The sequence below is a fragment of the Novimethylophilus kurashikiensis genome, from assembly GCF_003112435.1.
In the GTDB taxonomy this organism is placed as follows: Bacteria; Pseudomonadota; Gammaproteobacteria; order Burkholderiales; family Methylophilaceae; genus Novimethylophilus; species Novimethylophilus kurashikiensis.
The window spans coordinates 38,354-61,992 of record NZ_BDOQ01000003.1 but is presented as its reverse complement, the minus strand read 5'-3'; the positions used below and the strand labels follow the sequence as shown (position 1 = coordinate 61,992).

Below are 23,639 nucleotides of genomic sequence, written 5' to 3'. Positions count from 1 at the left end.
GGGTCATTAATGTCCCGCTTCGCTCTTCTTGAATATGGAACGCGCCAGGATATTGAGACCCAGCACAAAAAGGGTAATCAGCAGTGCGCCGGCCCAGGCGAGGTGATGCCAATCCTCATAGGGGCTCATCGCGAACTGGAAGATGATGGCGGCCAGGCTCGCCATCGGACCGTTGAGGTCATTGCTCCAGAATTGATTGTTCAATGCGGTGAACAGCAACGGTGCGGTTTCTCCACTGATACGTGCGACGGCCAACAATACGCCGGTCAGCATGCCGGCACGGGCTGCGCGGTAAGACACCATAATCACGACCTTCCACTGCGGTGCGCCTAAGGCCGCCGCGGCTTCACGCAGGCTGTTGGGCACCAGTTGCAGCATGTTTTCAGTCGTGCGAACCACCACCGGCAACACGATGAGTGCGAGCGCCAAGGCACCGGCCCAGCCTGAGAAATGCCCCATGCGATGCACCACACCTTCATAGACGAAGAGGCCGATGACGATAGATGGCGCAGACAGCAGGATATCGTTGACGAATCGCGTGGTCGGTGCGAGCCAGCCTGCGCGGCCAAACTCCGCGAGATAAGTGCCGGCGAGGACTCCGACCGGCGTGCCGATCAGGGTGGCCATCAATACCATATACAAACTGCCGGCAATGGCGTTGAGCAGGCCACCGCTGCTTCCCGGCGGCGGGGTCATCTGGGTGAACACCTTGGTGGTGACATGCCCGAGGCCGTTGCTGAACAGCGTCCACAGGATCCACGCCAGGAAGAACAGCGCAAATGCCACCGTGAACAGCGAAACGCCGAGGATGATCGCGTTGGTGACGCGACGGCGCAGGTAACGGGTTCGATCGAGCGTGGTCATGCTTGCTTGCCTTCCTTGGATGCCAGCTTGATCAGCAACAGCTTGGCCAGCGCGAGAACGATGAATGTAATGACGAAGAGCATCATGCCCAGGGTAATCAGCGAAGAACTATAGATGTCGCCCACCGCTTCGGTAAATTCGTTGGCGAGAGCGGAAGAAATCGTGTTGCCCGGCATCAAGAGCGAGGTCGAAAACTCATGCGCATTGCCGATGACGAAGGTGACGGCCATGGTTTCGCCGAGTGCACGACCCAGGCCTAGCATGACGCCGCCGACGACGCCGACCTTGGTATAGGGCAGGACGACGTTCCATACAACTTCCCAAGTCGTGGCGCCCAAGCCGTAGGCGGACTCCTTGAGCATTGGCGGCACCACTTCGAATACATCGCGCATGACCGAGGAAATGAACGGGATCACCATGATGGCGAGGATGAAGCTTGCCGTCAGCATGCCGATGCCCATGGGCGGTCCCTGGAAGAACTGACCGACGAGTGGCCAGTTGCCCATGTGATCGTTGATCCAGGGTTCCAAGTTGTCGGCAAACCAAGGCGCGAAGACGAACAGGCCCCACATGCCGTAGATGATGCTGGGGATGCCGGCGAGCAATTCGATGGCAATACCGAGCGGGCGCTTGAGCCAAGCCGGCGTGAGTTCAGTAATGAAGAGTGCAATGCCGAAGCTGACCGGAATGCCGATCAGCATGGCGATGACCGAGGTGACTAGCGTGCCGTAGATGGGCACCATGGCACCGAATTCCACCGTGACGGGGTTCCAGGCATCGTTGGTAAAGAAGTGGAAACCGAAGGTCTTGAGTGCCGGCAAGCTTGCCAGCAACAGGGTAATGAGGATGCCGAACAGGACGCCGAAGACCAGGAAGGCAAACAGCTTGGTGGTGTTGCGGAACACCAGATCCATGATGGCTTGCAGATTGCGCGGCTGGGTTTGAGGCGTATCGGACATGTCGATTTATCTTTACTCGTAAGAATCGGCGAACCTTGAGGTCAAGTGTTCGCCGATGTGTTCATGTTGCCTGGCATCTACGATACCAGGCTAGGTACTGCGACTGCGGTTACTGCCAGACTGCGCTGCCGTCCTTGCCCTTGATGTTGGTGCTCCAGTGCTTCTGGATCAGCTTGACTGCGCTGTCAGGCAACGGCACGTAGTCCAGGTTTTCGGCCATCTTGTCGCCGTCGGTAAAGCCGTAGTTGAAAAACTTCAACACTTCCTTGGCGGCAGCCGGATTATCCTGCACTTTGTGCATCAAGATAAAGGTGGCTGCAGCGATAGGCCAGGATTCCTTGCCCGGCTCGTTGGTGATGATCTCGTAGAAACCAGGGGCCTTTTCCCATTCTGCATACTTGGCGGCAGCCTGGAAGCTGGAAAGACCGGGCTTCACGAATTCGCCTTCCTTGTTCTGCATGATGACGTAGTTGAGGCCGTTCTGCTTGGCGTAAGCATATTCCACGTAACCGATGGAGCCCTTGATACGCTGCACGTAAGAGGCCACGCCTTCGTTGCCCTTGCCGCCTACACCGGCAGGCCAGGAGACGGAAGTGTCGGCGCCGACCTTGGTCTTCCATTCTTCGCTGACCTTGGTGAGGTAGTTGGCGAAGTTGAAGGTGGTACCGGAACCGTCGGAACGGTGAACCACGGTGATGTTGGCAGAGGGCAGGGCCAGGTTGGGGTTGAGTGCCTTGATGGCTGCATCGTCCCATTTGGTGATTTTCTTCAGGAAGATGTTGGCCAGCACTTCGCCGCTGAGGCGCAGCTTGCCGGAAGCAACGCCTTCGACGTTGATGACTGGCACCACGCCGCCTACAACAGCCGGGAACTGCATGAGGCCGTCCTTGTTCAGTTCGGCTTCGGTCAAGGGCTTGTCGGAAGCGCCGAAGTTCACGGTCTTGTTCTGAATCTGCTTGATACCGCCACCGGAACCGATGGATTGATAATTCAGCTTTACGCCGGTCTTGGCGTTGTAGGCTTCAGCCCACTTGGCGTAGATCGGATAAGGAAAGGTCGCGCCGGCGCCGGTGATGTCCACTGCTTGAGCGGTCGCGGCAAAGGCAAGACCAACAGCCGCAACAGCGCCGGTCAGTGTACGGACAATCGTTCGCATCAAAATCTCCTGGTTGAGGGTTTGTAACGGTGCGAATGTTATTTCTTAATTATGACAGTTTTATGAAAAAAACTCAGGAGGCGTTGTTGTAACAAGGTTTGTGAGGCGATTGGAGAAGCAGCTAAGATACCGTATCGGTAATAGGGAGTCAGGTCATGCAGGTACTTTTGCAGGGAAATGGACTCGAACACCTGCCAGTTTTTGCGACGAGCCTCGCAATCGGCTTGCTGATCGGGCTGGAGCGCGAACGTAGCCCGGCGGCGCGTGCCGGATTACGCACCTTCGGCCTGGTCGCCATGCTGGGTTCCTTGCTCGCGCTGATTTCCGAACGTGTCGGATCGGCCTGGGTGCTGGCGTTCGGGTTTGCGGGAGTCGCTGCCCTCATCGTCACGGCCTATCTCGGCGACGACGATGACGAGGATCCCGGCACCACTACGCAAGCTGCACTGTTGCTGTGCTTCGGCCTGGGTGCTGCCGTCTGGTACGGGTTCGGTGTCCTGGCGACCATGCTGGCCATCACGACCACCATACTTCTGCATTACAAGCCGGAATTGCAGACGATGAGCCGCAATTTGTCGCGCAACGACCTGCAATCGATCCTGCAGTTTGCGGTGCTGTCGTTCATCATCCTGCCTATCCTGCCCAATCACGATTACGGTCCTTACGACACCCTCAATCCGTACCAGACGTGGTGGATGGTGGTATTGATCTCCGGTGTCAGCTTGGCGGGCTATGTCGCTTTGCGCCTCGTGGGACAGCGCTACGGTGCACCTTTGCTTGGCTTTTTGGGTGGCATGGTGTCGAGCACCGCAACGACTTTGGTCTATGCGCGCCACGCCAGGGAACAGGCCATGTCGGGGCTGTCTGTCGTCGTCATCCTAATCGCGAATCTCGTTGTCTTGGTCAGGCTCGGGGTTGTGAGCAGTTTCGTCAGTCCAGCCATTCTTCCGCAATTGTTGCCGGTACTGGGCTGTGGGCTGGTGCTGGGGGCAGTCGGCGCGTTTTACTGGTGGCGCAGGATGAATGGGGACGAGGCGGTCATCATGCCGAAGATCGAGAATCCGACCGAGATCAAGACCGCGCTTTCATTCGCTGCGCTCTACGCGCTGGTACTGTTGGCCGCGGCTTGGCTCTCCGACGTGGCAGGGCAGAAAGGCTTGTATCTGCTTGCGCTAGTGTCGGGATTGACCGATGTAGACGCCATTTCGCTCTCCAGCTTGCGCCTGTTTCAACAGGGTAAGTTGTATGGTCAACAAGCGGTGACGGCGATCGCCATCGCGTATCTTTCCAATCTCGGCTTCAAGCTGGGGCTGCTTGGCGTTGTGGGCGGCAGTGCGCTGGCGCGTCGGGCGGCAGTCGGCATGGTTGCCGCAGCACTTGGGGTTGCGCTGGGTTTGCTTGTGTTCGTCTAGCCTCGAACTGCCCTCACTGCCTCAATTCACCCGGAAACGGCCGACCAGCGTTTGTAGTTCGGTTGCCAGCCGGTCTAAATCCTGCGAAGCGGCTACTGTTTGGGAAACGATATTGCTGGCCGCATCGGCGCTCTCGGCAATTGCGTCCATATTGTCGGCGACCGATTTGCTGGTAGTACGCTGTTCCTCGGTAGCCCCCACGATGCTGTTAACGGCGAGGCTGACCTGCTCGACCGATTCGCGGGCATGGGCTAATACCGCTTCGACCTTGCCTAACGCGGCTTCCCCGCTGCCGATGTAGTCGAGCCCCTTCTGCATCGATACCTCGACCTGGGCCGAGCGCTCGCGCAAGGATGTCGTGATGGCGTCGATTTCGTTGGCTGCGCTGGCCGATTTTTCCGCCAATTGGCGCACCTCGTCCGCAACCACGGCAAACCCGCGGCCTTGTTCCCCGGCGCGTGCAGCTTCGATAGCAGCGTTGAGGGCGAGGAGGTTGGTCTGGCCGGCGATATCCTTCACCTCCTGCGTCATGTCGCTGATGGCGTTGGCGCTTTCGATGAACTGTTGCACTGCACTGGCGATTTCATCGACCGATTCGGCTACCAGCTTGATTTTCTGAGTCAACTCGGCCAGGTTCTGCTGTCCTTCACGGGTCTTTTCCTGACTTTGCAGCGATTGTTCCTGAAGATGATCGGCGCTTTCTGCAATGGCGGCGATCCTGTCTGCCAGCGCGTCGACGGCGGCCGAGGTCGACGACGATTTCTCGCGCTGCAAGCTGGCCGTGTCGGCGACCTGGCGCGAACTGGTCGATAGCTTGTGTGCCGATCCCATGACTTCAGACGCCGAACTGGCAACCTTGGCAATCAAGGTCTGGAACTGCGTCATCATGCGGTTGAATACTGCCGCCGCCGAGCCGATCTCGTCCTGGTTCTTGACCTCCAGGCGCCGCGTCAGGTCGCCTTCGCCTTGTGCGATGTCGCTAAGGCCGCGCGTCATCGCCTCCAGCGGTTCCGTCACGAATTTGCGAATAAAGGTGTAGACGAAGAACAGCAAGGGTAGTGAGAGCCCCAGCGCCACGCCGATGATCTGGAGCGTGAAGTCACGCACCGTGGCGTTGGTTTTATCCAGCGAGACTTTCATGCTCACAGCGCCCAAGGCGGTGCCTTCGGGCACCATGTGGCAGGCGATGCAATTCTTGCCGAGGTAATTGGAGCGGGCGATGATGGGGAAGCGCACATGCAGGAACTGGCCTTTGCCGTCGTCCTCCATGGCGTATACCGGCTTCTTGTTCTGCATGACTTGCTTGACGATGGGGTCGCGGCTGGATTCGTCGGCGGCACCGGGGCCGAATTTCTTGATGACTTCTTCACCCCGTACCACCTGTACGTCCCGCAGTTCGTTGAGCTGCTTGATCTGGTCGAGGAACACGGCACGCTGGGCGACGGTTCCCGTGATCATCATGCCGGTAAGACCGGCCATGGTCATTTCATACACGCTGCCGGAAAAGTCCCGGGCCTGATCGATGGCAAGCTGCTTCTGCTTGTAGGCCGTCCAGGCGATCATGCTGCCCCAGGCAATAAAAAGCATGATCCAGATAGCGATGAAGAGACGCATCCAGATTTTGAGATCGTGAAACTTCCGCATGATGTTCAAACCAATTTAAGAGGATTAGGTCCTATTCTGCATTCGGAGTACGGTCGACGTCCAGCCGCAACAGGCTGGTATAATGGAATATTTGATTTTTAACGGAATCGTCATGGAAGCCGAACGCCTCAACGCCATCGCTAATCACCTGCAGGATCTCGAATCCCGCGGTGCCGACCTGCGGAGGTATCTTTGACTTCGACGGCAAGAAAGATCGCCTGACCGAAGTCGATCAGCTCGTTGGGGACCCCAGCGTCTGGAACGACACTGAAAAAGCCCAAGCCTTGGGCAAGGAAAAGAAATCCCTCGAAGCTGTGGTGCTTACACTGGAGCAGGTTGCCAATAGCCTCAAGGACGCGCAAGAGCTGTTCGAGATGGCGCGCGAAGAGGGCGACGACGATACGATCCTCTCTATCGAGGGCGATGCGCAGGAACTGGAAAAAGAGGTGGCCAACCTCGAGTTCCGCCGCATGTTCTCCAACCCCATGGACCCGAACAACTGCTTTATCGACATCCAGGCCGGCTCCGGCGGCACCGAAGCTCAGGATTGGGGTTCCATGCTGCTGCGCATGTATCTAAGGTATTGCGAGCGTAAGGGTTTCCAGGTCGAAGTGCTGGAGGAATCCGAAGGCGACGTGGCCGGCATCAAGAGCGCCAGCCTGAAAATTTCCGGCGATTACGCCTATGGCACGCTGCGCACCGAATCCGGCGTGCATCGCTTGGTGCGCAAGTCGCCGTTCGATTCCAACGCGCGTCGACACACCAGTTTCTCGAGCGTGTTCGTCTACCCAGAGGTGGACGATTCCATCGAAGTCGATATCAACCCAGCCGACCTGCGCATCGATACTTATCGCGCTTCCGGCGCCGGTGGACAGCACATCAACAAGACCGATTCGGCCGTGCGGATCACGCACATCCCGACCAATACGGTCGTGCAGTGCCAGAACGACCGTTCGCAGCACCGCAATCGTGCCGAAGCCATGGCAATGCTGAAGGCGCAGTTGTATTCGCTGGAACTGCGCAAGCGCAACGAAGAAAAACAGGCGATGGAAGATGCCAAGACCGATATCGGTTGGGGCCACCAGATTCGTTCCTACGTGCTGGATCAATCCCGCATCAAGGATCTGCGCACCAACGTCGAAATCGGCAATACCCAATCCGTGCTGGACGGCGACCTCGATCCGTTCATCACCGAAAGTCTCAAGCAGGGAGTTTAAATGAGCGAACAAGAGAACCCGTCCGTGCAAACACAGGACGAATCGCACGTCATCGCCGAGCGCCGCAACAAGCTGAAGGCGTTGCGGGAACAAGGCGTGGCTTTCCCCAACGATGTGCGTCCGACCCACAAGGCTGCCGAACTGCATGCCGAGCATGGCGAGAAACCGGGCGAGGAGCTGGAGCCGCAAGCCGTCCGCGTGGCCGTTGCCGGCCGCATGATGCTGAAGCGCGTCATGGGCAAGGCGAGCTTTGCCACGTTGCAGGACGCGACCAGCCGTATCCAGTTGTTCATCCAGCGCGAGGCTATCGGCGAAGAGCTCTACGATGCGTTCAAAAAGTGGGATATGGGCGACATCCTGAGTGCAGAGGGCACGCTGTTCAAGACCAAGACCGGCGAGTTGTCGGTGAAGGTGGATGTTCTGCGCCTGGTTTCCAAGTCTCTGCGCCCGCTGCCTGAGAAATTCCACGGCTTGGCCGACCAGGAAACCAAGTACCGCCAGCGCTACGTCGACCTCATCATGAACGAGGATACGCGCAAGACCTTCGCCGCGCGTAGCCGTGTCGTTTCCGCGATCCGCAATTTCATGACCGGCCATCAGTTCCTGGAAGTGGAAACGCCGATGCTGCATCCGATTCCGGGCGGCGCGGCAGCCAAGCCGTTCACTACCCATCACAATGCGCTGGATATGCAGATGTTCCTGCGGATCGCGCCAGAGTTGTTCCTGAAGCGCCTGATCGTCGGCGGCTTCGAGCGCGTGTTCGAGATCAATCGAAACTTCCGTAACGAGGGATTGAGCGTTCGCCACAACCCCGAGTTCACCATGATGGAGTTCTACGCGGCCTACACCGATTACAAGTGGCTGATGGATTTCACCGAGGAGTGCATTCGCGCTGCTGCCATTGCAGCCTGTGGCACGGCGACGGTGACCTATCAGGGACGTGAGGTTGATCTGGCAAAACCGTTCCAGCGCCTCACTATTGTAGGAGCGATCAAGAAGTACGCACCGGAATACACCGATGCGCAACTGGATGATGTCGGGTTCATTCGTGCCGAGCTCAAGGCCAAGTGGGGCATCGAGGCGTTGGCGCATGTCGGTTTGGGTGCGCTGCAACTGGCGCTATTCGAGGAAACTGCTGAATCTCAGCTGTGGGAGCCGACGTACATCATCGACTACCCGGTCGAAGTCTCGCCATTGGCGCGTGCGTCCGATACGATTCCGGGCATCACGGAACGTTTCGAGTTGTTCATCACCGGGCGCGAAATCGCCAACGGGTTCTCGGAGCTGAACGACCCCGAGGACCAAGCCGATCGTTTCCGCAAGCAAGTTGAAGCCAAGGAGGCTGGAGACGACGAGGCGATGTATTACGACGCCGATTACATCCGCGCGTTGGAATACGGCATGCCCCCGACAGGTGGTTGCGGTATCGGGATCGACCGCTTGGTGATGCTGCTGACGGATTCGCCTAGTATTCGGGATGTCATCCTGTTCCCACATATGCGGCCTGAGGCGTAAGGCGAGCTTTACAGGAAAGTACCCGCTTGCCAAATTGACAGGCAAGCGGTTTTGGCAGTTTAATAGGTCAACAATAAAAACAAATACCTGAAAAGGGCAAACCTGCCGCAAGGCAGGGGCGCAAAATTACCGGTCCTAAGGATGTGCGCGGACAGCGGGATTACCAGGTGAATGGGTGTATGGCCCTGTTGTTTCCCCTCGAAATTCCCTTCCTGCCTACCCGGCCCGCAAGAATAAGCTAAACGAAAAGATCAACTGGTTCCGGGGGGAACGAAAGCATGGTGAATGCCGGTATCGATGACCGCGCACTCGCCGAGTCCATGGGGCTCGACGAGGAGGATGTGCGTCGCCGTAAGGAATTCCTCGAGTTCACGCCTCGCGATATCGCCCTGCTTAACGCACTCCAGCGTCAGATTCGGTATGATGCCGACGCGTTCTTCGACGATTTCTGCACGCTCCTCCAAGCCGATCCTGAATGCCAGCGCGTCCTTCAAGACAATGCCCAGCTTGATCGTCTAAAACGACGGCAGCAGGCTTATTTCCAACAGCTCCAAGCCGGTGAATACGGTGTCGACTATGCCCAGGCCCGGATGCGGCTCGGCATGGCTCATCAAGCAGCCGGCATCAAGCCGAAATGGCATCTTGGTGCCTATGGCAAGCTGGTGCTCGGCATGCTGCCGGAGGTCATCGAATATTGCGGCAACGATCAGGAAAAACTGGTCGGCACCGTGTCCGCGCTCATCAAGCGCATTCTGCTCGACACCCAGATTTCCCTGGACGCTTATTTCCAGAACGAACATGAGCTGCTGCGCCTGTTGTCGCAGGCGTTTGAAAGCAACATCGAATCGGTACTGATCGCCGATATCAAGGGCAAGGTTCTCCATGCCAATCGCACGGTGCAAGATGTGACCGGTTTTGCCCCTGCGGAATTGGCTGCGCGCCCGTGGGAAACTTTGTTCGCCGATCCGCATGCAGAAGCGCTGACGCTGATTCGGCACACCGTGGCCGAAGGCGGCCAATGGCAAGGTGAGGCCTGGCTCAAGCATCGATCGGCTGAGGATTTCCCGGCCTGGATCAACGTGAGCTCTGTGAAGGACGAGCAGGGCGTCGTCACCCACTTCATTCTCGAGTTTTCCAATATCACCGCCTTTAAGCAAACGCAGCAGGAGCTGGCGAAACGCACCGAGGAACTAGCCCATTCCAACCGCGAGCTGGAGCAGTTCGCCTACGTCGCTTCCCACGATTTGCAGGAGCCGCTGCGCATGGTGGCGAGCTATACCCAGCTACTTGCACGCCGCTACAAGGACAAGCTGGACGCCGACGCCAACGAGTTCATTCATTATGCCGTAGACGGCGCCACCCGCATGCAGGCGCTCATCATCGACCTGCTGACGTTGTCGCGTGTCGGCACCCATGGCAAGCCGATCGAACTGTGTGAGTCCAAGGTGGCGCTGGACCGGGCCTTGGCCAACTTGCGGTTGGCCGTCGAGGAGTCGGGTGCGGTCGTCACGCACGATCCCATGCCCATGCTGACGGCAGACGTGTCGCAACTGACACAGTTGTTCCAGAACCTGATTGGCAATGCCCTCAAATTCCGTGGCGAAATGTCTCCAACGATCCATATCGGAGTCGAGAAAAAAGAGCACGAGTGGCAGTTTTCCGTACGCGATAACGGCATTGGTATCGCGCCGGAGTTTTACGAGCGGATTTTCGTTATTTTCCAGCGCTTGCACGGCAAGCACGAATACCCGGGCACCGGCATCGGGCTCGCGGTCTGCAAGAAGATCGTGGAACGCCATAGCGGTCGAATCTGGATCGAGTCGGAACCGGGCAAGGGCACGACTTTTTACTTCACCTTGCCGTTAGACGGGGGTAAGAAACATCATGGAGATTGAATTGGGTAGACAGGTTGAATTTTTGCTGGCGGAAGATAACCCCGGCGACGTGCGGCTGACCAAGGAGGCGTTGCGCGAGAGCAAGATCCGCAACAATCTCAACGTGGTGCCGGATGGAGTGGAGGCGATGGCCTTCCTGCGCCGGGAAGGCAAGTATGCCGATGCGCCCACGCCGGATGTCGTGCTCCTCGACCTCAACCTGCCGAAGAAAGACGGCCGCGAAGTGCTGGCCGAGATCAAGACCGACCCGGTGTTGAAGCGTATCCCGGTGGTCATCATTACGTCTTCAGAAGCAGAGCAGGACATCCTGCGTACCTACGACTTGCACGCCAACTGCTATGTCACCAAACCGGTAGACCTGGATCAGTTCATCAAGGTGATCCAATCCATCGAGAGCTTCTGGCTGACCATCGTCAAGCTGCCTTCCAGCGTGAGCGACTAAGCGGGACGGAGGGTTCCATGGATCTCAAGCCTATCAATATTCTGCTGGTTGAAGACAACCCGGGAGACGTGCGGCTGGTCAAGGAGCTCCTGGACGAGGATGGCGAACGCTATAACCTGGTCTTTGCTGACCGTCTGGAAGAAGCCATCGCGCTGCTCGAAAGCCAGGATATCACCGCCATCCTGTTGGACCTGCAATTGCCCGACGGTACCGGGCTCGAAACCTTGCATGCGATCAGTGCCGTGGCCATGGGCGTACCTATCGTCGTGCTAAGCAATATTGCCGATGAGCGGCTTGCGGTACAGTCGGTACAGCACGGTGCGCAAGATTTCCTCGTCAAGGGCCACGTCAATGGCCATCAATTGATGCGTTCGCTGAGCTACGCGATCGAGCGCAAGCGCATGGAAGAACGCCTCAACTATATTGCCCACCACGATAGCTTGACCGGGCTGGCCAATCGCAAGCATTTCTACGATAGGCTCAAGAGCGCCATGGCGCTGGTGCGCCGCCAGCACAATCTCTTGGCGCTGCTGCTCATGGATCTCAATGGGTTCAAGGCGATTAACGACACCTTGGGCCATCATGTGGGCGACCAACTGCTGCAACAAGTCGCGCAACGTCTGAGGGAGTGTATCCGCGAGACCGATTGCGCTGCCCGCATCGGAGGAGACGAGTTCACTGTGATCCTGACCGGTATCCGCAATCACGAAGACGTCGCGATTGCCACCGCCAAGATACTCGAGGCCATGGAGCGGCCTTTCCTCATTGAAGGCCAGGCGCTCAATATCTACGCCAGTATCGGTATCAGCTTGTATCCGACAGATGCAGACAATCTTGAAAGCCTGATCCGGCATGCCGACGAGGCCATGTATCAAACCAAGGCGGAGTCGAGTTCCAGTAGTACTTATCGCTTCTATTCACAGGAAAAACCGCCGGAACAGAATGATGGTCCCAGCCTCTACGATGAACTGGTGTTCGCGCTGGCCAATGGCGAATTCGCCATCAACTATCAGCCGCAGGTGAACGTACGCGGCGGATATATCACCGGCATGGAGTCGCTGTTGCGCTGGCAGCATCCGCAGCGCGGATTGCTGCTGCCGCACCAGTTTATGCCGGTCCTGGAAAATACCGAATTGATGTTGAAAGTCGGCGAATGGGTTCTAAGAACGGCTTGCGTCCAAGGCAAGCTTTGGCAGGATATTGCAAGGACACCCGTGGCGATTTCGGTCAACCTTGCCCCTCGCCAACTATTGCAGCCCGATTTTGCCGATATGGTGAAGGAAATCTTGAGCGAAACCGGCTTTGCCCCGCATTTGCTCGAACTGGATATCCCCGAGCATGCCTTGTGGGAGGACGAAGACCAGGCGTACGAACAAGTGTCGCGGCTCAACATGATGGGCGTGCGTCTTGCACTGGACAACTTCGGCAACGGGCGGGCTTCTTTTTACTATCTGCGCAAGTTCCCATTCCACGCCATTAAGCTTGATCGTCGCCTGACCCAGGATGCGACCTCGACGACAGAAGGCGCCGACATGGCGCGCGCCGTCATCGAAATCGCCCATGTATTCCGCATGAAAGGCTCGGCCAGTGGCGTAGAAACGGCGGCACAGCTGGATACATTGCGCAGTCTGGCCTACGATGACGCACAAGGCTTCCTCTACTGCCAACCCCTGCCGGCCGCGGCCGCTACACAACTATTAGAGCGGGCATATCTAGAGCCCGCCGCAATCGAGGCACAATGAACGTTCTGCTTGTCGAAGATAATCCGGGCGATGCCCGTCTGCTCGACCTGATGCTGCAGGAGGCGCTGCCCGACTACAGCCTCACCCATGCCGCTTCGCTCAGCGAAGCTTTTCCGTTGGTGCGGGAAGGGCGCTTCGATGTGATTCTGCTGGACCTGTCCCTCCCTGACGCGAGCGGCCATCAGACTTTCTGGCAACTGCATTCCGTTGCATTTTCCACACCCATCATCGTCATGACCGGCCTTGACGACGAAGCCTTGGCGGCGGAATTGGCCCAGGCCGGTGCCCAGGATTTCCTGGTCAAGGGCACCGTCGACGCACGCGTCTTGCAGCGCGCCATGCGCTACGCCATCGAGCGCAAACGTGCCGAATCTCAGCTGCGCCTTGCGGCACGGGTGTTTGAAAGCACCATGGAAGGCATCCTGATCGTAGAGGTAGGCGGCCGGATTGCGGCTGCCAACGATGCTTTTTGCAAAATCACAGGCCATGCCGAGGGCGACATCGTTGGGAAGTCGCTGGGATTATTGTGGGAAGGCGGCGACCATGACGAAGTGATGCAAGTGGTGCGTGCGTCGCTCGAGAACAACGGCAAGTGGCAAGGCGAGGCGTGCCTGCGTCGCAAGAGCGGGCAATTATTCCCGGCCTGGCTGGGCGCCAATGCGGTATTGGATGCGCACGGCCAGGTGACGCACTGGCTCATCGTTTTTACCGATATCAGCGACCTCAAGGAGTCTCAGGATCGTCTGCAATACCTGGCCTACCACGATCCGCTGACGCACCTGCCAAACCGTATGCTGTTCCAGGACCGGTTGCAGCAAGCTATTGCCCAGACGACACGAGGCGTGCATGGGGTGGCGGTGATGTATCTCGACCTCGACCGCTTCAAGAATATCAACGATACGCTAGGCCATGCCTACGGCGACCGCTTGTTGTGCCTGGTCGCTGAGCGCGTACGGGAATGCGTGCGAGAAACCGACACAGTAGCGCGGCTGGGCGGCGATGAGTTTGCGTTGGTGCTGACCTTTATCAACCACGATCAGGATGCCATCCTGGTCGCGGAAAAACTGATTGAGGCGCTGGTGCCGCCGTTCCAGCTCGATCAGCACGAAGTGTTTATTTCGACCAGTATCGGCATCTCCTTTTATTGGCCGGGCCAGGAGCACAAGTCCAACATCCTCGAAGAAGCCGACGTGGCGATGTATCACGCCAAGAGCCTGGGCCGTAATGGCTATCAAATCTATGTGCCGGAACTGGATGCGGTCGCCTACGAGCATCTGGTGATGGAAACCAATATGCGCTACGCGCTGGAGCGCGACGAATTCAAGCTGTATTACCAGCCGCAAGTCGCGGTCGAGGGCGGCCGCGTCACGGCTGTGGAAGCGCTGTTGCGCTGGCTGAGCCCGGAACGCGGGCTGGTGCCGCCGGACGAGTTCATCCCCTTGCTCGAAGAAACCGGCCTCATCGTGCCCGTTGGGGAATGGGTGATTCGTACAGCCTGCAAGCAAGCCAAGCAGTGGCTAGATGCGGATATGCCGACGCGAGTGGCAGTTAACCTTTCAGGCCGTCAGTTCAAGCAAGCCAATCTGGTTCAGACGGTGGCGAAAGCCCTGCAGGAACATCAACTCCCGCCGCATTTGCTGGAACTCGAAATCACGGAAACTATTCTGATGGATCGGGTCGAAGAGAATATCCGGCAGTTGCACGAGCTCAAGGCGCTAGGCGTCACCATCGCGTTGGACGACTTCGGTAGCGGCGCATCGTCCCTGGGGTATCTCAAGGATTTTCCGGTCGACAGTGTCAAGATTTGCCAATCGTTCGTGCTCAACTTGCCTCACAGCGATGACGACAGCGCTATTGCTAGCGCCGTGTTGGGACTCGCTCAAGGCATGCGCCTTACCAGCGTTGCCGAAGGTGTAGAAAACGAAGCCCAGGCGAATTTCCTCAAGGAACGGCGCTGCGATTACCTGCAGGGTTACCTCTTCAGCAAGGCCGTGCCGCCGGAAGAGTTGGAACATCTGCTGCGCGGGCGGTTTTAAGGCTCCTGAAATCGACGAGTGCCTTTTGTACTGAAATCAATCTTTGAAGGATATTTGATGGATAAAGTAACGCTAGATATTGACGGCATGGCGTGCGGAGGATGTGTCGCTACCGTCCAGAAAGTGCTGTCACAAATTGAGGGCGTAGCATGGGCCGATGTCGAGCTTGGGTCGGCAAGTGCCGAAATTACCTATGATCCTTCAAAGGTGCAACCACCTGCTCTAATCTCTGCATTGGCCGAAGCCGGCTATCCTTCAAAGTAACGGGCTCTCAACTTTAAGATTCTTCCGGCCGCCCCTGATGGAATGAAATGGCTTCTGACATAAATAGGCGCATACGATGTAAAGTCAATAGAGGATCAAGTTTGTAACTTCACATGAGCTTCGTTCAGCCTCCATTTACAGCACTTCCTTAACAACACTAGATTAGCTCGGCAAGCATCTACTCAGATGTCTTCGTCGATATAGTCCGTTCACAATTTTTTCTGATTTTCCCCTTTTCACTCCAAGCGGGTGCTCTATGTAAAGATAATTTAATGATGTTGTGCGCCGGCTTTCGACATAATTGCGCTCGCTTAAGTCCCCGTCGCATGAGGTGAGTTTGTTCATCGTATTCTTCCTGCGTCCGGGTGGTCGGCCATCGCCGACCGTGCAATAGGCGCTCATTCAGTAGTGAATCGGTGAGCGATAACGATAGGGTTTTTGCAGGGGAAAATCTGGATGTTATGGATTGTTAGAGTCGCGTTAAGCCGGCCTTACACCTTCATGGTGATGGCAATATTGATCCTGCTCATCGGACCTATTGTCTATTTGAACATGCGGACGGATATCTTCCCGGATATCAAGGTTCCGGTCGTCAGCGTGGTGTGGACCTACAACGGCTTGCCGGCCAGCGAGATGTCGGACCGCATTACGACATATTACGAGCGTCAGATGACCACGACCGTCAACGACATCGAGCACATCGAATCGCAATCGTTGCCGGGCGTGGCCATCGTCAAGGTTTTTTTCCATCCTGGAGTCAACATCAACGGCGCAGTGAGCCAGGTGACTGCCGTTTCGCAGACCGTGCTCAAGCGCATGCCGCCTGGTATTACGCCGCCGTTGGTTCTCACCTACAACGCGTCCAGTGTCCCGATCTTGCAATTGGCGCTATCCAGCAAGACCTTGCTCGACAATCAGTTGTTCGATATCTCGAATAACTTCATTCGTCCGCAACTCGCCCAAGTGCAAGGCGCGGCGATTCCCTCGCCCTACGGCGGCAAGAACCGTCAGGTTCAGGTCGATCTGGATCCGCAGGCCTTGCGTGAAAAAGGGCTATCACCCGCCGACGTGACCAACGCACTGGCGACTCAGAACCTCATCTTGCCCTCGGGTACCGAAAAAATCGGAAAGTTCGAATACAACGTGTTGCTGAACGCTAGTCCGCACGAGCTGGACGAACTTAACGATTTGCCGGTCAAGACTGTCAACGGCTCGACGATTTTCCTGCGCGATGTCGCCCATGTGCGGGATGGTTTCTCGCCCCAGCAGAACCTGGTGCGCGTGGACGGCAAGCACTCGGTGCTGACTACCATTCAGAAGAATGGATCGGCCTCGACCCTGGACATCATCGAGCACGTGAAATCGCTGTTGCCAAAAATCGAGGCCGGGGCGCCGCCCGGCTTAGTGGTGGGGCTGGTCGGCGACCAGTCGGAGTTCGTCAAAGCGTCCGTTGCCGGCGTGATTCGCGAAGGCGTGATCGCTGCCGCGCTCACCGGCTTGATGATTCTGCTGTTCCTGGGTAGCTGGCGATCCACACTCATCATCACCGTCTCCATCCCGCTCGCCATTCTGTCGGCCATCATGGCGCTGTCGGCGCTCGGTCAGACCATCAACATCATGACCTTGGGCGGCTTGGCGCTGGCTGTGGGCATTCTGGTGGACGATGCCACGGTGACCATCGAAAACATCAATTGGCACCTCGAAATGGGCAAGCACGTGGAAGCGTCGATCATGGACGGCGCGCAGCAAATCGTGGTGCCGGCGCTGGTGTCCCTGCTGTGTATTTGCATTGTGTTCATTCCGATGTTCTTCCTGGAAGGCGTGTCCAAGTACCTCTTCGTGCCGTTGGCAGAAGCTGTGATCTTTTCCATGATCGCCTCGTTCATCCTATCCCGGACCCTGGTGCCGACCCTCGCCAAATATTTGCTCAAGCCGCACGCCCAATACGAGCATCACGACGGCCACACGCCAACTCGGAATCCTCTGGTGCTGTTTCAGCGCGGCTTCGAAAAATATTTCAGCATTGTGCGGGAGAAATACAAAGCCCTGCTGTTGCTGGCCTTGGCGAAGCGTCCCGTGTTCATCGTCGGTTTTCTTACGGCCGTGCTGCTGTCGTTCGCACTGGTCCCCTGGCTGGGTAGAAACTTCTTTCCGGCGGTGGATGCCGGCCAGATCAAGCTGCACATCCGTGCCCAGACTGGGACCCGGCTGGAAGAAACGGCACGGCTCTGCGACGACATCGAGAAAAAGGTCCGCGAGCAGATTCCGGGAGCCGAAATCAAGAACATCGTGGACAACATCGGCTTGCCAGTGAGCGGCATCAACCTGACTTATAGCAACTCTTCGCCGATTGGACCGGCAGACGCCGATATTCTGATTACCCTCAACGAGGATCACCATCCGACGGCGGGTTACGTCAATAAGCTCCGAGATACATTGAACAATCAGTTTCCCGGCGTCAGCTTCGCTTTCCTGCCGGCCGATATCGTGAGTCAGATCCTCAATTTCGGGCTTCCGGCACCGCTGGATGTACAAGTCGTGGGCTTTAACCGTTCTGAAAATAGGGTGTATGTCGCCGAGCTGCTGAGGAAGATTCGCGCCGTACCCGGCATCGCCGATCTACGTTTACAGCAGGCGTTCAACCAGCCGGAGTTGCATGTCACGGTCGACCGTGCTCGTGCACAGGAGTTGGGGTTGAGCCAGCGCGACGTGGCGACCAGCTTGCTCGTGACTTTGTCAGGCAGCCAGCAAACCGCGCCTAACTTCTGGGTGAACCCCAAGAATCACGTGTCTTATCCGGTGGTGGTGCAGACGCCGCAGTATCGCGTCGAGTCGATCAGCGATTTGCAGAGCGTACCGCTACCCGCCGGTAAAACATCGGGCCAGCAGATTCTGGGCGGGTTGGCGACGGTGACACGGACGCAAGGCGACGGTGTAGTCTCGCACTACGACGTGCAACCGGCACTGGATATTTTTGCCACGACCCAGGACCGCGACCTCGGCAGCGTTTCGCACGACGTCGAGGAAATCCTCAAGGAAACCGCCAAGGACATTCCTAAGGGCTCCACCGTCGTCCTGCGCGGCCAGACCGAAGCCATGAATGCTTCCTACACCGGCCTGCTATTCGGCCTGTTGGGTGCCATTGTGCTGATTTATCTGCTGATCGTAGTCAACTTCCAGTCCTGGCTCGATCCTTTCGTTATCATCACCGCGTTGCCGGCTGCCTTGGCGGGGATCGTGTGGATGCTGTTCGTCACGCACACCACGCTCTCGGTGCCTGCCCTGATCGGCGCCATCATGTGTATGGGCGTCGCGACCGCGAACAGTATCCTGGTCGTCAGTTTTGCACGAGAACGGCTGCGGGAAGGCGATAGCGGGATGACCGCCGCAATCGAGGCCGGTTACATCCGCTTCCGCCCGGTGTTGATGACCGCGCTTGCCATGATTATCGGCATGGCGCCGATGGCCCTGGGGCTGGGTGAGGGCGGGGAGCAGAACGCTCCGCTCGGCCGCGCTGTGATCGGCGGCTTGATGTGCGCCACGGTCGCCACGCTGTTTTTCGTCCCGGTTGTTTTCAGCCTGGTCTACCGCAAACACAGGAAATTCACTCCACACAGCCAGCAGCATGGCACTCAATTGACGCAATCTGGAGAACATGATGTCGCATGATACTTCCCACGCAACTGCCTCTTGGTACTTGAGGATAGCGGGTATCGCCTTGTTGGGGATTGCCATTGCCGTAGTCGCCACCGGTGTTCATAGCCGCACCACCCACGAAGAGAATCTGGAAAAACGCGCCCTGCAGCAGGATGTGATTCCCGTCGAGGTGATCGCGCCACAGCAGGGGCCGGGCCAGCAAGACCTGGTCTTGCCCGGCAATGTCACGGCCTTTACCGAGGCGCCGATTTACGCCAGGGTCAGCGGCTATCTCAAGAACTGGAATACGGATATTGGAGCGCACGTTAAAACCGGCCAGGTGCTTGGCACCATCGAAACGCCTGAATTGGACGAGCAAATTCACCGCGCTGAAGCCGATTTGTCGATGGCCGAGGCCAACTATGAACTGGCCGCCAGCACGGCCAAACGATGGCAAAACCTCTTGCTCACCGATTCTGTCTCGCACCAGGAAGCCGACGAGAAAACTGCGGACGCCAAGGCTAAGCAGGCGACAGTGAACGCCTTGCGCGCCACCCTCGATAGTCTGCGTGCGCAGCAATCGTTCAATCGCATTGTCGCGCCGTTCGACGGCGTGGTGACGGATCGCAAGACCGATATTGGCATGTTGGTCAGTGCCGGCAGCAGCGCGAGCGCCCAGGCGTTGTTCCGGGTCGCGGAAATCGACAAATTGCGCATTTACGTCGAGGTGCCGCAGAATTTTTCGGCCCAGGTCAAACCGGGTCTGAGCGCCGAACTGCATTTTCCAGAACATCCGTCGCAGACTTTCCAGGCCAAGCTGGTCAGCACGTCGAATGCCCTGCACCAGGACTCCCGCACGCTGACTGTCGAATTGCAGATGGATAACAAGACTGGCGAAATTTTGCCCGGCACCTATGCCGAAGTGCATTTCTCGCTGCCGTCGAAGGCCAACGTGCTGCGCTTGCCCACGAGCGCCTTGCTGTTCCGCAAGAATGGCATGGAGGTTGCCACGGCGAATCCTGACGGCAAGGTGGTGCTGAAGCCGATTACTATCGGCCGGGACTTGGGAACGACGGTCGAAGTGGTTTCGGGCCTGCAAAGCACGGACCAAGTGATCGACTCGCCTTCGGATTCCCTAGCTGAGGGCGATCAGGTCCGCATGGTGCAACGTGCGGACCCGGTCCAAGCAGCGTCGGCTCAGCCAGGGGCGAAGTCATGAGGAAAACCTGCTTTGCGCTGGCCGTTGCGCAATTGCTGGCTTTGGCCGGATGCGCCACCTCGCCGCCGTATGTAACGCCGAAAGTCACCGTGCCCGACCAATACAGGGAAATGGGGCCGTGGCAGGTAGCGAAACCCTCCGATCAGATGCTGCGGGGCGATTGGTGGAAGTTGCTCAACGATCCGGTGCTCGACGGGCTGGAGGAACGGATCAATGTTTCCAACCAGGATTTGGCTGGCGCCTTCGCCCGCTATACCGCTTCGAAAGCACTGGAGGCGGAAACCGATACGGCGATGTATCCAACGGTGCAAGGGGGGGCGGGGATTACGCGTAACCGGCAATCGGACGACCGCCCACTGCGCGGTAATAATCAGCCGGATTACTACTGGGCCAATAGCATAGGTTTTTCTGCCAGCTACGAACTCGACCTTTGGGGCCGTGTGAACAGCTTGGTCACTGCCGGTACAGCGGCTATGCAAGCCAGCGCGGCCGATTTGGAATCAGTACGTCTGGCCTTGCACGCCAATTTGGCGAGCGAATATCTGGTGTTGCGCGGCTTCGACGCCGAATTGCAATTGCTCAAGGATACGGTTGAGGCTTACCGCCGTCAGCTCACGCTGATCCAGAACCGGTTCCAAGGCGGTATCGCCTCGGCGCAGCAGGTGGCGCGTGCCCAAACGCAACTGCAGGAAGCACAAACCAAGGTGGCAGATATCGTCGCCCGCAGGGCGATGGCCGAGCATGCGATTGCTGTGTTGGTCGGGGAGCCGGCATCGGCGTTTTCGGTTGCCGGTGCGACCACCCCCATTGTCCAGCCTGAAATCCCCTTGGGCTTACCCTCCACGCTGTTGCAACGTCGGCCTGACATTGCAGCGGCCGAACGGAGGGTGGCCGAAACCAATGCTGAGGTAGGGATTGCGCGCGCCGCGTTTTTCCCCAATATTATCCTAGGGCTGCAGGGAGGCTTTCAGAATACGGGAGGGCTGAATTTGTTGTCGCTACCCAACAGTTTCTGGTCGATCGGTCCTGCCGCAGTGATGACACTGTTCGATGCAGGCCGCCGCAAGGCGGAAGTAGAACGGGCGAAGGCCAGGACGGACGAGGCTGCTGCGCTATATCGTGCCACTGTTCTGCATGCCTTCAAGGAGGTCGAGGATAACCTTGTGCTACTGCGGCAATTGCGCGATGAGCAATTCACCGAGCAAGCCGCAGTTGCCTCCGCTGAGAAAAGTCTTGAACTGGCGATGAACCGTTATCGGGAAGGTGTCGTAAGCTATCTCGAAGTGATCGATGCCGAAGAGGCGGTTCTGCGCACTAAAAGAACCTCTCTCGATATCGGGACGCGCTCGTTGCAGGCCAGCATCGGCCTAATTCGAGCCATCGGAGGCGGATGGACCGCACCGGTTGCGGCAGAGCCCAGCACGGCGTCCATCCCAGAAGATAAACGCGGTTAGGTTCGATATCGAGCACAGCTCAGGAAAAAAGCCGGGGGTCGAGTAAAGGGAGGGCAATGACGCGAGTTCTGACCATAGAGGATGACGAAATCACCGCGAAGGAGATCATGGCGGAGCTTTCTACGCACGGCTTCGAGGTCACTTGGGCAGCAACTGGCCGGGATGGGCTGGCGCAAGCTAGCTCTCAGCCGTTCGATGTAATTACCCTCGACCGCATGCTGCCCGATATCGATGGGCTGGAAGTGGTCACTTTCCTGCGGGCCTCGGGTATTGATACCCCGATTCTCATGATCAGCGCCTTGAGCGATGTCGATGAGCGCATCCGCGGGTTGCGCGCCGGCGGCGACGATTATCTCACCAAGCCGTTCGTTCCCGATGAAATGGCTGCCCGCCTGGAGGTCATGTTGCGGCGGCGGAAGCCGGCTGCAAGCCAAAGCAAGCTCAAGGTGCAGGATTTGGAACTCGACCTGATCGCCCGCATCGCCCATCGCGGTACGCAAAAAATCAGATTGTCGCCAACGGAGTTCCGGTTGCTAGAATACCTAATGCGCAATTCCTCTCAGGTGGTGACCAGAACCATGATTTTCGAGGCGGTCTGGGGCTACTCATTCGACCCGGGGACTAATGTCGTAGATGTTCATGTGACTGGGTTGCGCAGGAAGATCGACCCCGAGGAGTTTCCTCCGTTGCTTCGCACCGTGCGCGGAGCCGGCTATGTCCTCGGTTAGATTGTCAGATACCTGGCGTACGACGACCTTCCGGTTGGTATTGTTGTACGGCGGGATGTTTACCATCGGCGTGGTCACGCTGTTGGCGGTCATTTATTTTCATACTCAGGATTTCATCGATCAGCAAACCGCCTACGTCCTCAAGGCGGAGCTTCGCAATTATCTGGCGACGCCGCCGGATAAAATCTCGGATTCGTTCAATATCGATATCCAGCGCGATAGTCGCCATATCGAGATTTACGGGTTGTTTTCGGACACGGGCGTGAGGTTGACCGGCAATGCCGAAAAGCTGCCGCGCGGTTTTGCGCTCGATAGCGAGCCTCATCTCATCAGGCCTCGGTCCTCCGATAGCTGGCTGACGCTTAGGACCGACGTTTGGGGTGTGGGTGCGCGGCTGCCTGATCAACACATCCTCTTTCTCGGCCGACAGCAGGTTCAACTCGATGAAATCCGGCAAATCATCATTCGCGCACTCGGCGGTGCAGTGCTGGTGATCCTAGTCGGCACGGCACTCGGCATTGCCTCGAGTATTCGGCCAATCCAGCGCCTGCGCAAAATCCAGGGCGTCAGTCAAAGCATTATTCAGGGCAATATCGACCTGCGGCTTCCCATGACCGGTAATCAGGACGAACTCGATCTGCTCGCCAAGATCGTGAACAAGATGCTGGATGAAATCGCCCAGCGTATGAACGACATCAAGGGGGCTGCCGATAGTGTGGCCCACGACTTGAGGACGCCGTTGACGCATTTGCGCACCAGGCTCAACCGTTTGCTGAGTCTTTTGAATGCGCCGGACCAGCAGCAGTTGGTGGAAGAAGCCATCGATGAAGTCGACACCGTGCTATCGCGGTTTAGGGCACTGCTCAGGATCGCGGAAATTTCGGGCTCCATGCGGCGTGCCATGTTCAAGCAGGTAGCGATCCAGCCGCTGCTCGAAAACATCAAAGATATCTACACCCCTCTGGCGGAAGAAAAAAACGTTGCCTTGCTGTTCGATCTACCCGAGGTGGAGCTGACGGTCATGGGCGACGGGGATCTGCTATTTGAGGCGGTGATGAACCTGGTCGATAACGCCGTAAAGTTTGCCTCGCAGAACGGGTATGTTACCGCGCGGCTGTTCGAAAAATCAGGCGTTTGTCATATCGAAATCGAGAATAATGGACAGGGTATCCCCGAAGATGAACTCAAAATGGTGATCTTGCCTTTTTACCGTAGCGAGCTCAATCGCCATCAGTCGGAAGGCTACGGTGTGGGCTTGAGCATCGTGAACGCGATCGTCAACCTGCACGGTTTTCGCTTAAGCCTGCAATCGGCCAACGGTGTCACGCGGGCAATCATTGAATGCAGCAATCGCTTGGCAAGCGAGAACGGCGTATAAAGAAATACTAATTCATCGCACCACAATTCTTTAGCCATTCAAACGGCTGTCATACAGATGTAACAATTTCTCTCCAAA

General features: G+C 57.5%; 17 protein-coding genes and 1 riboswitch. Of the genes, 13 read left to right on the top strand and 4 right to left on the bottom strand.

Annotated elements, in window-relative coordinates:
• Positions 1 to 6: 6 nt before the first annotated feature.
• From pstA to pstS, 3 genes are all read right to left on the bottom strand, one after another.
• Complete coding sequence (pstA, locus tag NMK_RS03820; RefSeq protein WP_109014451.1) at positions 7 to 864, bottom strand: phosphate ABC transporter permease PstA; 858 nt, start codon at positions 862 to 864, stop codon at positions 7 to 9.
• Positions 861 to 1,823, bottom strand: a complete 963-nt coding sequence (gene pstC / locus NMK_RS03815) for a phosphate ABC transporter permease subunit PstC (protein ID WP_109014450.1) — start codon at positions 1,821 to 1,823, stop codon at positions 861 to 863. The genes pstA and pstC overlap by 4 nt, the downstream gene beginning before the upstream one ends.
• Before the next feature lie 109 nt (positions 1,824 to 1,932).
• Entirely contained in the window at positions 1,933 to 2,979 is a 1,047-nt protein-coding gene (gene pstS, locus NMK_RS03810; RefSeq protein WP_109014449.1) for a phosphate ABC transporter substrate-binding protein PstS, read from the bottom strand.
• 155 nt (positions 2,980 to 3,134) lie between these two features.
• Here pstS and NMK_RS03805 point away from each other — a divergent pair, with 155 nt between their 5' ends.
• Positions 3,135 to 4,391, top strand: a complete 1,257-nt coding sequence (locus NMK_RS03805) for an MgtC/SapB family protein (protein WP_109014448.1) — start codon at positions 3,135 to 3,137, stop codon at positions 4,389 to 4,391.
• Between the two features lie 21 nt (positions 4,392 to 4,412).
• On the opposite strand, the gene NMK_RS03800 is transcribed toward NMK_RS03805, so the two are convergent.
• Positions 4,413 to 6,035 carry a methyl-accepting chemotaxis protein gene (locus tag NMK_RS03800; protein ID WP_109015045.1) on the bottom strand — a complete coding sequence of 541 codons (1,623 nt, stop codon included), beginning with the start codon at positions 6,033 to 6,035 and terminating at the stop codon, positions 4,413 to 4,415.
• Between the two features lie 112 nt (positions 6,036 to 6,147).
• On the opposite strand from NMK_RS03800, the gene prfB reads away from it, so the two are divergent.
• From prfB to NMK_RS03740, 12 genes are all read left to right on the top strand, one after another.
• Positions 6,148 to 7,252, top strand: a protein-coding gene (gene prfB / locus NMK_RS03795; protein ID WP_109015044.1) for a peptide chain release factor 2 whose coding sequence is annotated in 2 segments (ribosomal slippage) — positions 6,148 to 6,228 and positions 6,230 to 7,252 — 1,104 coding nt in all. Because the reading frame shifts where the segments join, the coding sequence is not laid out codon by codon here.
• A complete protein-coding gene (gene lysS / locus NMK_RS03790) occupies positions 7,253 to 8,767 on the top strand; it encodes a lysine--tRNA ligase (protein WP_109014447.1) in 1,515 nt (504 codons plus the stop codon).
• An 85-nt stretch (positions 8,768 to 8,852) separates the two neighbouring features.
• Positions 8,853 to 8,935, top strand: a riboswitch (cyclic di-GMP riboswitch).
• Positions 8,936 to 9,045: 110 nt separating this feature from the next.
• A complete protein-coding gene (locus tag NMK_RS03785; protein ID WP_109014446.1) occupies positions 9,046 to 10,662 on the top strand; it encodes a sensor histidine kinase in 1,617 nt (538 codons plus the stop codon).
• Positions 10,652 to 11,104, top strand: a complete 453-nt coding sequence (locus NMK_RS03780) for a response regulator (RefSeq protein WP_109014445.1) — start codon at positions 10,652 to 10,654, stop codon at positions 11,102 to 11,104. Before NMK_RS03785 ends, NMK_RS03780 begins: the two co-directional genes overlap by 11 nt.
• A 17-nt stretch (positions 11,105 to 11,121) precedes the next feature.
• Positions 11,122 to 12,846, top strand: a complete 1,725-nt coding sequence (locus NMK_RS03775) for a putative bifunctional diguanylate cyclase/phosphodiesterase (protein ID WP_109014444.1) — start codon at positions 11,122 to 11,124, stop codon at positions 12,844 to 12,846.
• Positions 12,843 to 14,882: a putative bifunctional diguanylate cyclase/phosphodiesterase gene (locus NMK_RS03770; protein ID WP_109014443.1), complete on the top strand. Its 2,040-nt coding sequence runs from the start codon at positions 12,843 to 12,845 to the stop codon at positions 14,880 to 14,882. Before NMK_RS03775 ends, NMK_RS03770 begins: the two co-directional genes overlap by 4 nt.
• A 57-nt stretch (positions 14,883 to 14,939) precedes the next feature.
• Complete coding sequence (locus NMK_RS03765; RefSeq protein ID WP_109014442.1) at positions 14,940 to 15,146, top strand: heavy-metal-associated domain-containing protein; 207 nt, start codon at positions 14,940 to 14,942, stop codon at positions 15,144 to 15,146.
• A gap of 456 nt (positions 15,147 to 15,602) precedes the next feature.
• Positions 15,603 to 18,815 (top strand): efflux RND transporter permease subunit, encoded by a 3,213-nt coding sequence (locus NMK_RS03760; RefSeq protein ID WP_109014441.1) that lies wholly within the window; start codon positions 15,603 to 15,605, stop codon positions 18,813 to 18,815.
• Positions 18,802 to 20,001, top strand: a complete 1,200-nt coding sequence (locus NMK_RS03755; protein WP_109014440.1) for an efflux RND transporter periplasmic adaptor subunit — start codon at positions 18,802 to 18,804, stop codon at positions 19,999 to 20,001. The genes NMK_RS03760 and NMK_RS03755 overlap by 14 nt, the downstream gene beginning before the upstream one ends.
• A complete protein-coding gene (locus NMK_RS03750; protein ID WP_109014439.1) occupies positions 19,998 to 21,455 on the top strand; it encodes an efflux transporter outer membrane subunit in 1,458 nt (485 codons plus the stop codon). The genes NMK_RS03755 and NMK_RS03750 overlap by 4 nt, the downstream gene beginning before the upstream one ends.
• A 56-nt stretch (positions 21,456 to 21,511) precedes the next feature.
• A complete protein-coding gene (locus NMK_RS03745) occupies positions 21,512 to 22,183 on the top strand; it encodes a response regulator transcription factor (RefSeq protein WP_109014438.1) in 672 nt (223 codons plus the stop codon).
• A complete protein-coding gene (locus NMK_RS03740) occupies positions 22,170 to 23,561 on the top strand; it encodes a sensor histidine kinase (protein ID WP_109014437.1) in 1,392 nt (463 codons plus the stop codon). The genes NMK_RS03745 and NMK_RS03740 overlap by 14 nt, the downstream gene beginning before the upstream one ends.
• The last annotated feature ends 78 nt before the right edge of the window (positions 23,562 to 23,639 follow it).

Excerpts from the sequence above, each read along its gene's own strand:
- pstA (WP_109014451.1), bottom strand. The coding sequence starts at position 864 with ATGACCACGCTCGATCGAACCCGTTACCTGCGCCGTCGCGTCACCAAC.
- pstC (WP_109014450.1), bottom strand. The coding sequence starts at position 1,823 with ATGTCCGATACGCCTCAAACCCAGCCGCGCAATCTGCAAGCCATCATG.
- NMK_RS03765 (WP_109014442.1), top strand. The coding sequence starts at position 14,940 with ATGGATAAAGTAACGCTAGATATTGACGGCATGGCGTGCGGAGGATGT.
- NMK_RS03745 (WP_109014438.1), top strand. The coding sequence starts at position 21,512 with ATGACGCGAGTTCTGACCATAGAGGATGACGAAATCACCGCGAAGGAG.
- NMK_RS03800 (WP_109015045.1), bottom strand. The coding sequence starts at position 6,035 with ATGCGGAAGTTTCACGATCTCAAAATCTGGATGCGTCTCTTCATCGCT.
- NMK_RS03805 (WP_109014448.1), top strand. The coding sequence starts at position 3,135 with ATGCAGGTACTTTTGCAGGGAAATGGACTCGAACACCTGCCAGTTTTT.
- NMK_RS03740 (WP_109014437.1), top strand. The coding sequence starts at position 22,170 with ATGTCCTCGGTTAGATTGTCAGATACCTGGCGTACGACGACCTTCCGG.
- NMK_RS03770 (WP_109014443.1), top strand. The coding sequence starts at position 12,843 with ATGAACGTTCTGCTTGTCGAAGATAATCCGGGCGATGCCCGTCTGCTC.
- NMK_RS03785 (WP_109014446.1), top strand. The coding sequence starts at position 9,046 with ATGGTGAATGCCGGTATCGATGACCGCGCACTCGCCGAGTCCATGGGG.
- NMK_RS03780 (WP_109014445.1), top strand. The coding sequence starts at position 10,652 with ATGGAGATTGAATTGGGTAGACAGGTTGAATTTTTGCTGGCGGAAGAT.
- NMK_RS03775 (WP_109014444.1), top strand. The coding sequence starts at position 11,122 with ATGGATCTCAAGCCTATCAATATTCTGCTGGTTGAAGACAACCCGGGA.
- NMK_RS03750 (WP_109014439.1), top strand. The coding sequence starts at position 19,998 with ATGAGGAAAACCTGCTTTGCGCTGGCCGTTGCGCAATTGCTGGCTTTG.
- NMK_RS03755 (WP_109014440.1), top strand. The coding sequence starts at position 18,802 with ATGATGTCGCATGATACTTCCCACGCAACTGCCTCTTGGTACTTGAGG.
- pstS (WP_109014449.1), bottom strand. The coding sequence starts at position 2,979 with ATGCGAACGATTGTCCGTACACTGACCGGCGCTGTTGCGGCTGTTGGT.
- NMK_RS03760 (WP_109014441.1), top strand. The coding sequence starts at position 15,603 with ATGTTATGGATTGTTAGAGTCGCGTTAAGCCGGCCTTACACCTTCATG.
- lysS (WP_109014447.1), top strand. The coding sequence starts at position 7,253 with ATGAGCGAACAAGAGAACCCGTCCGTGCAAACACAGGACGAATCGCAC.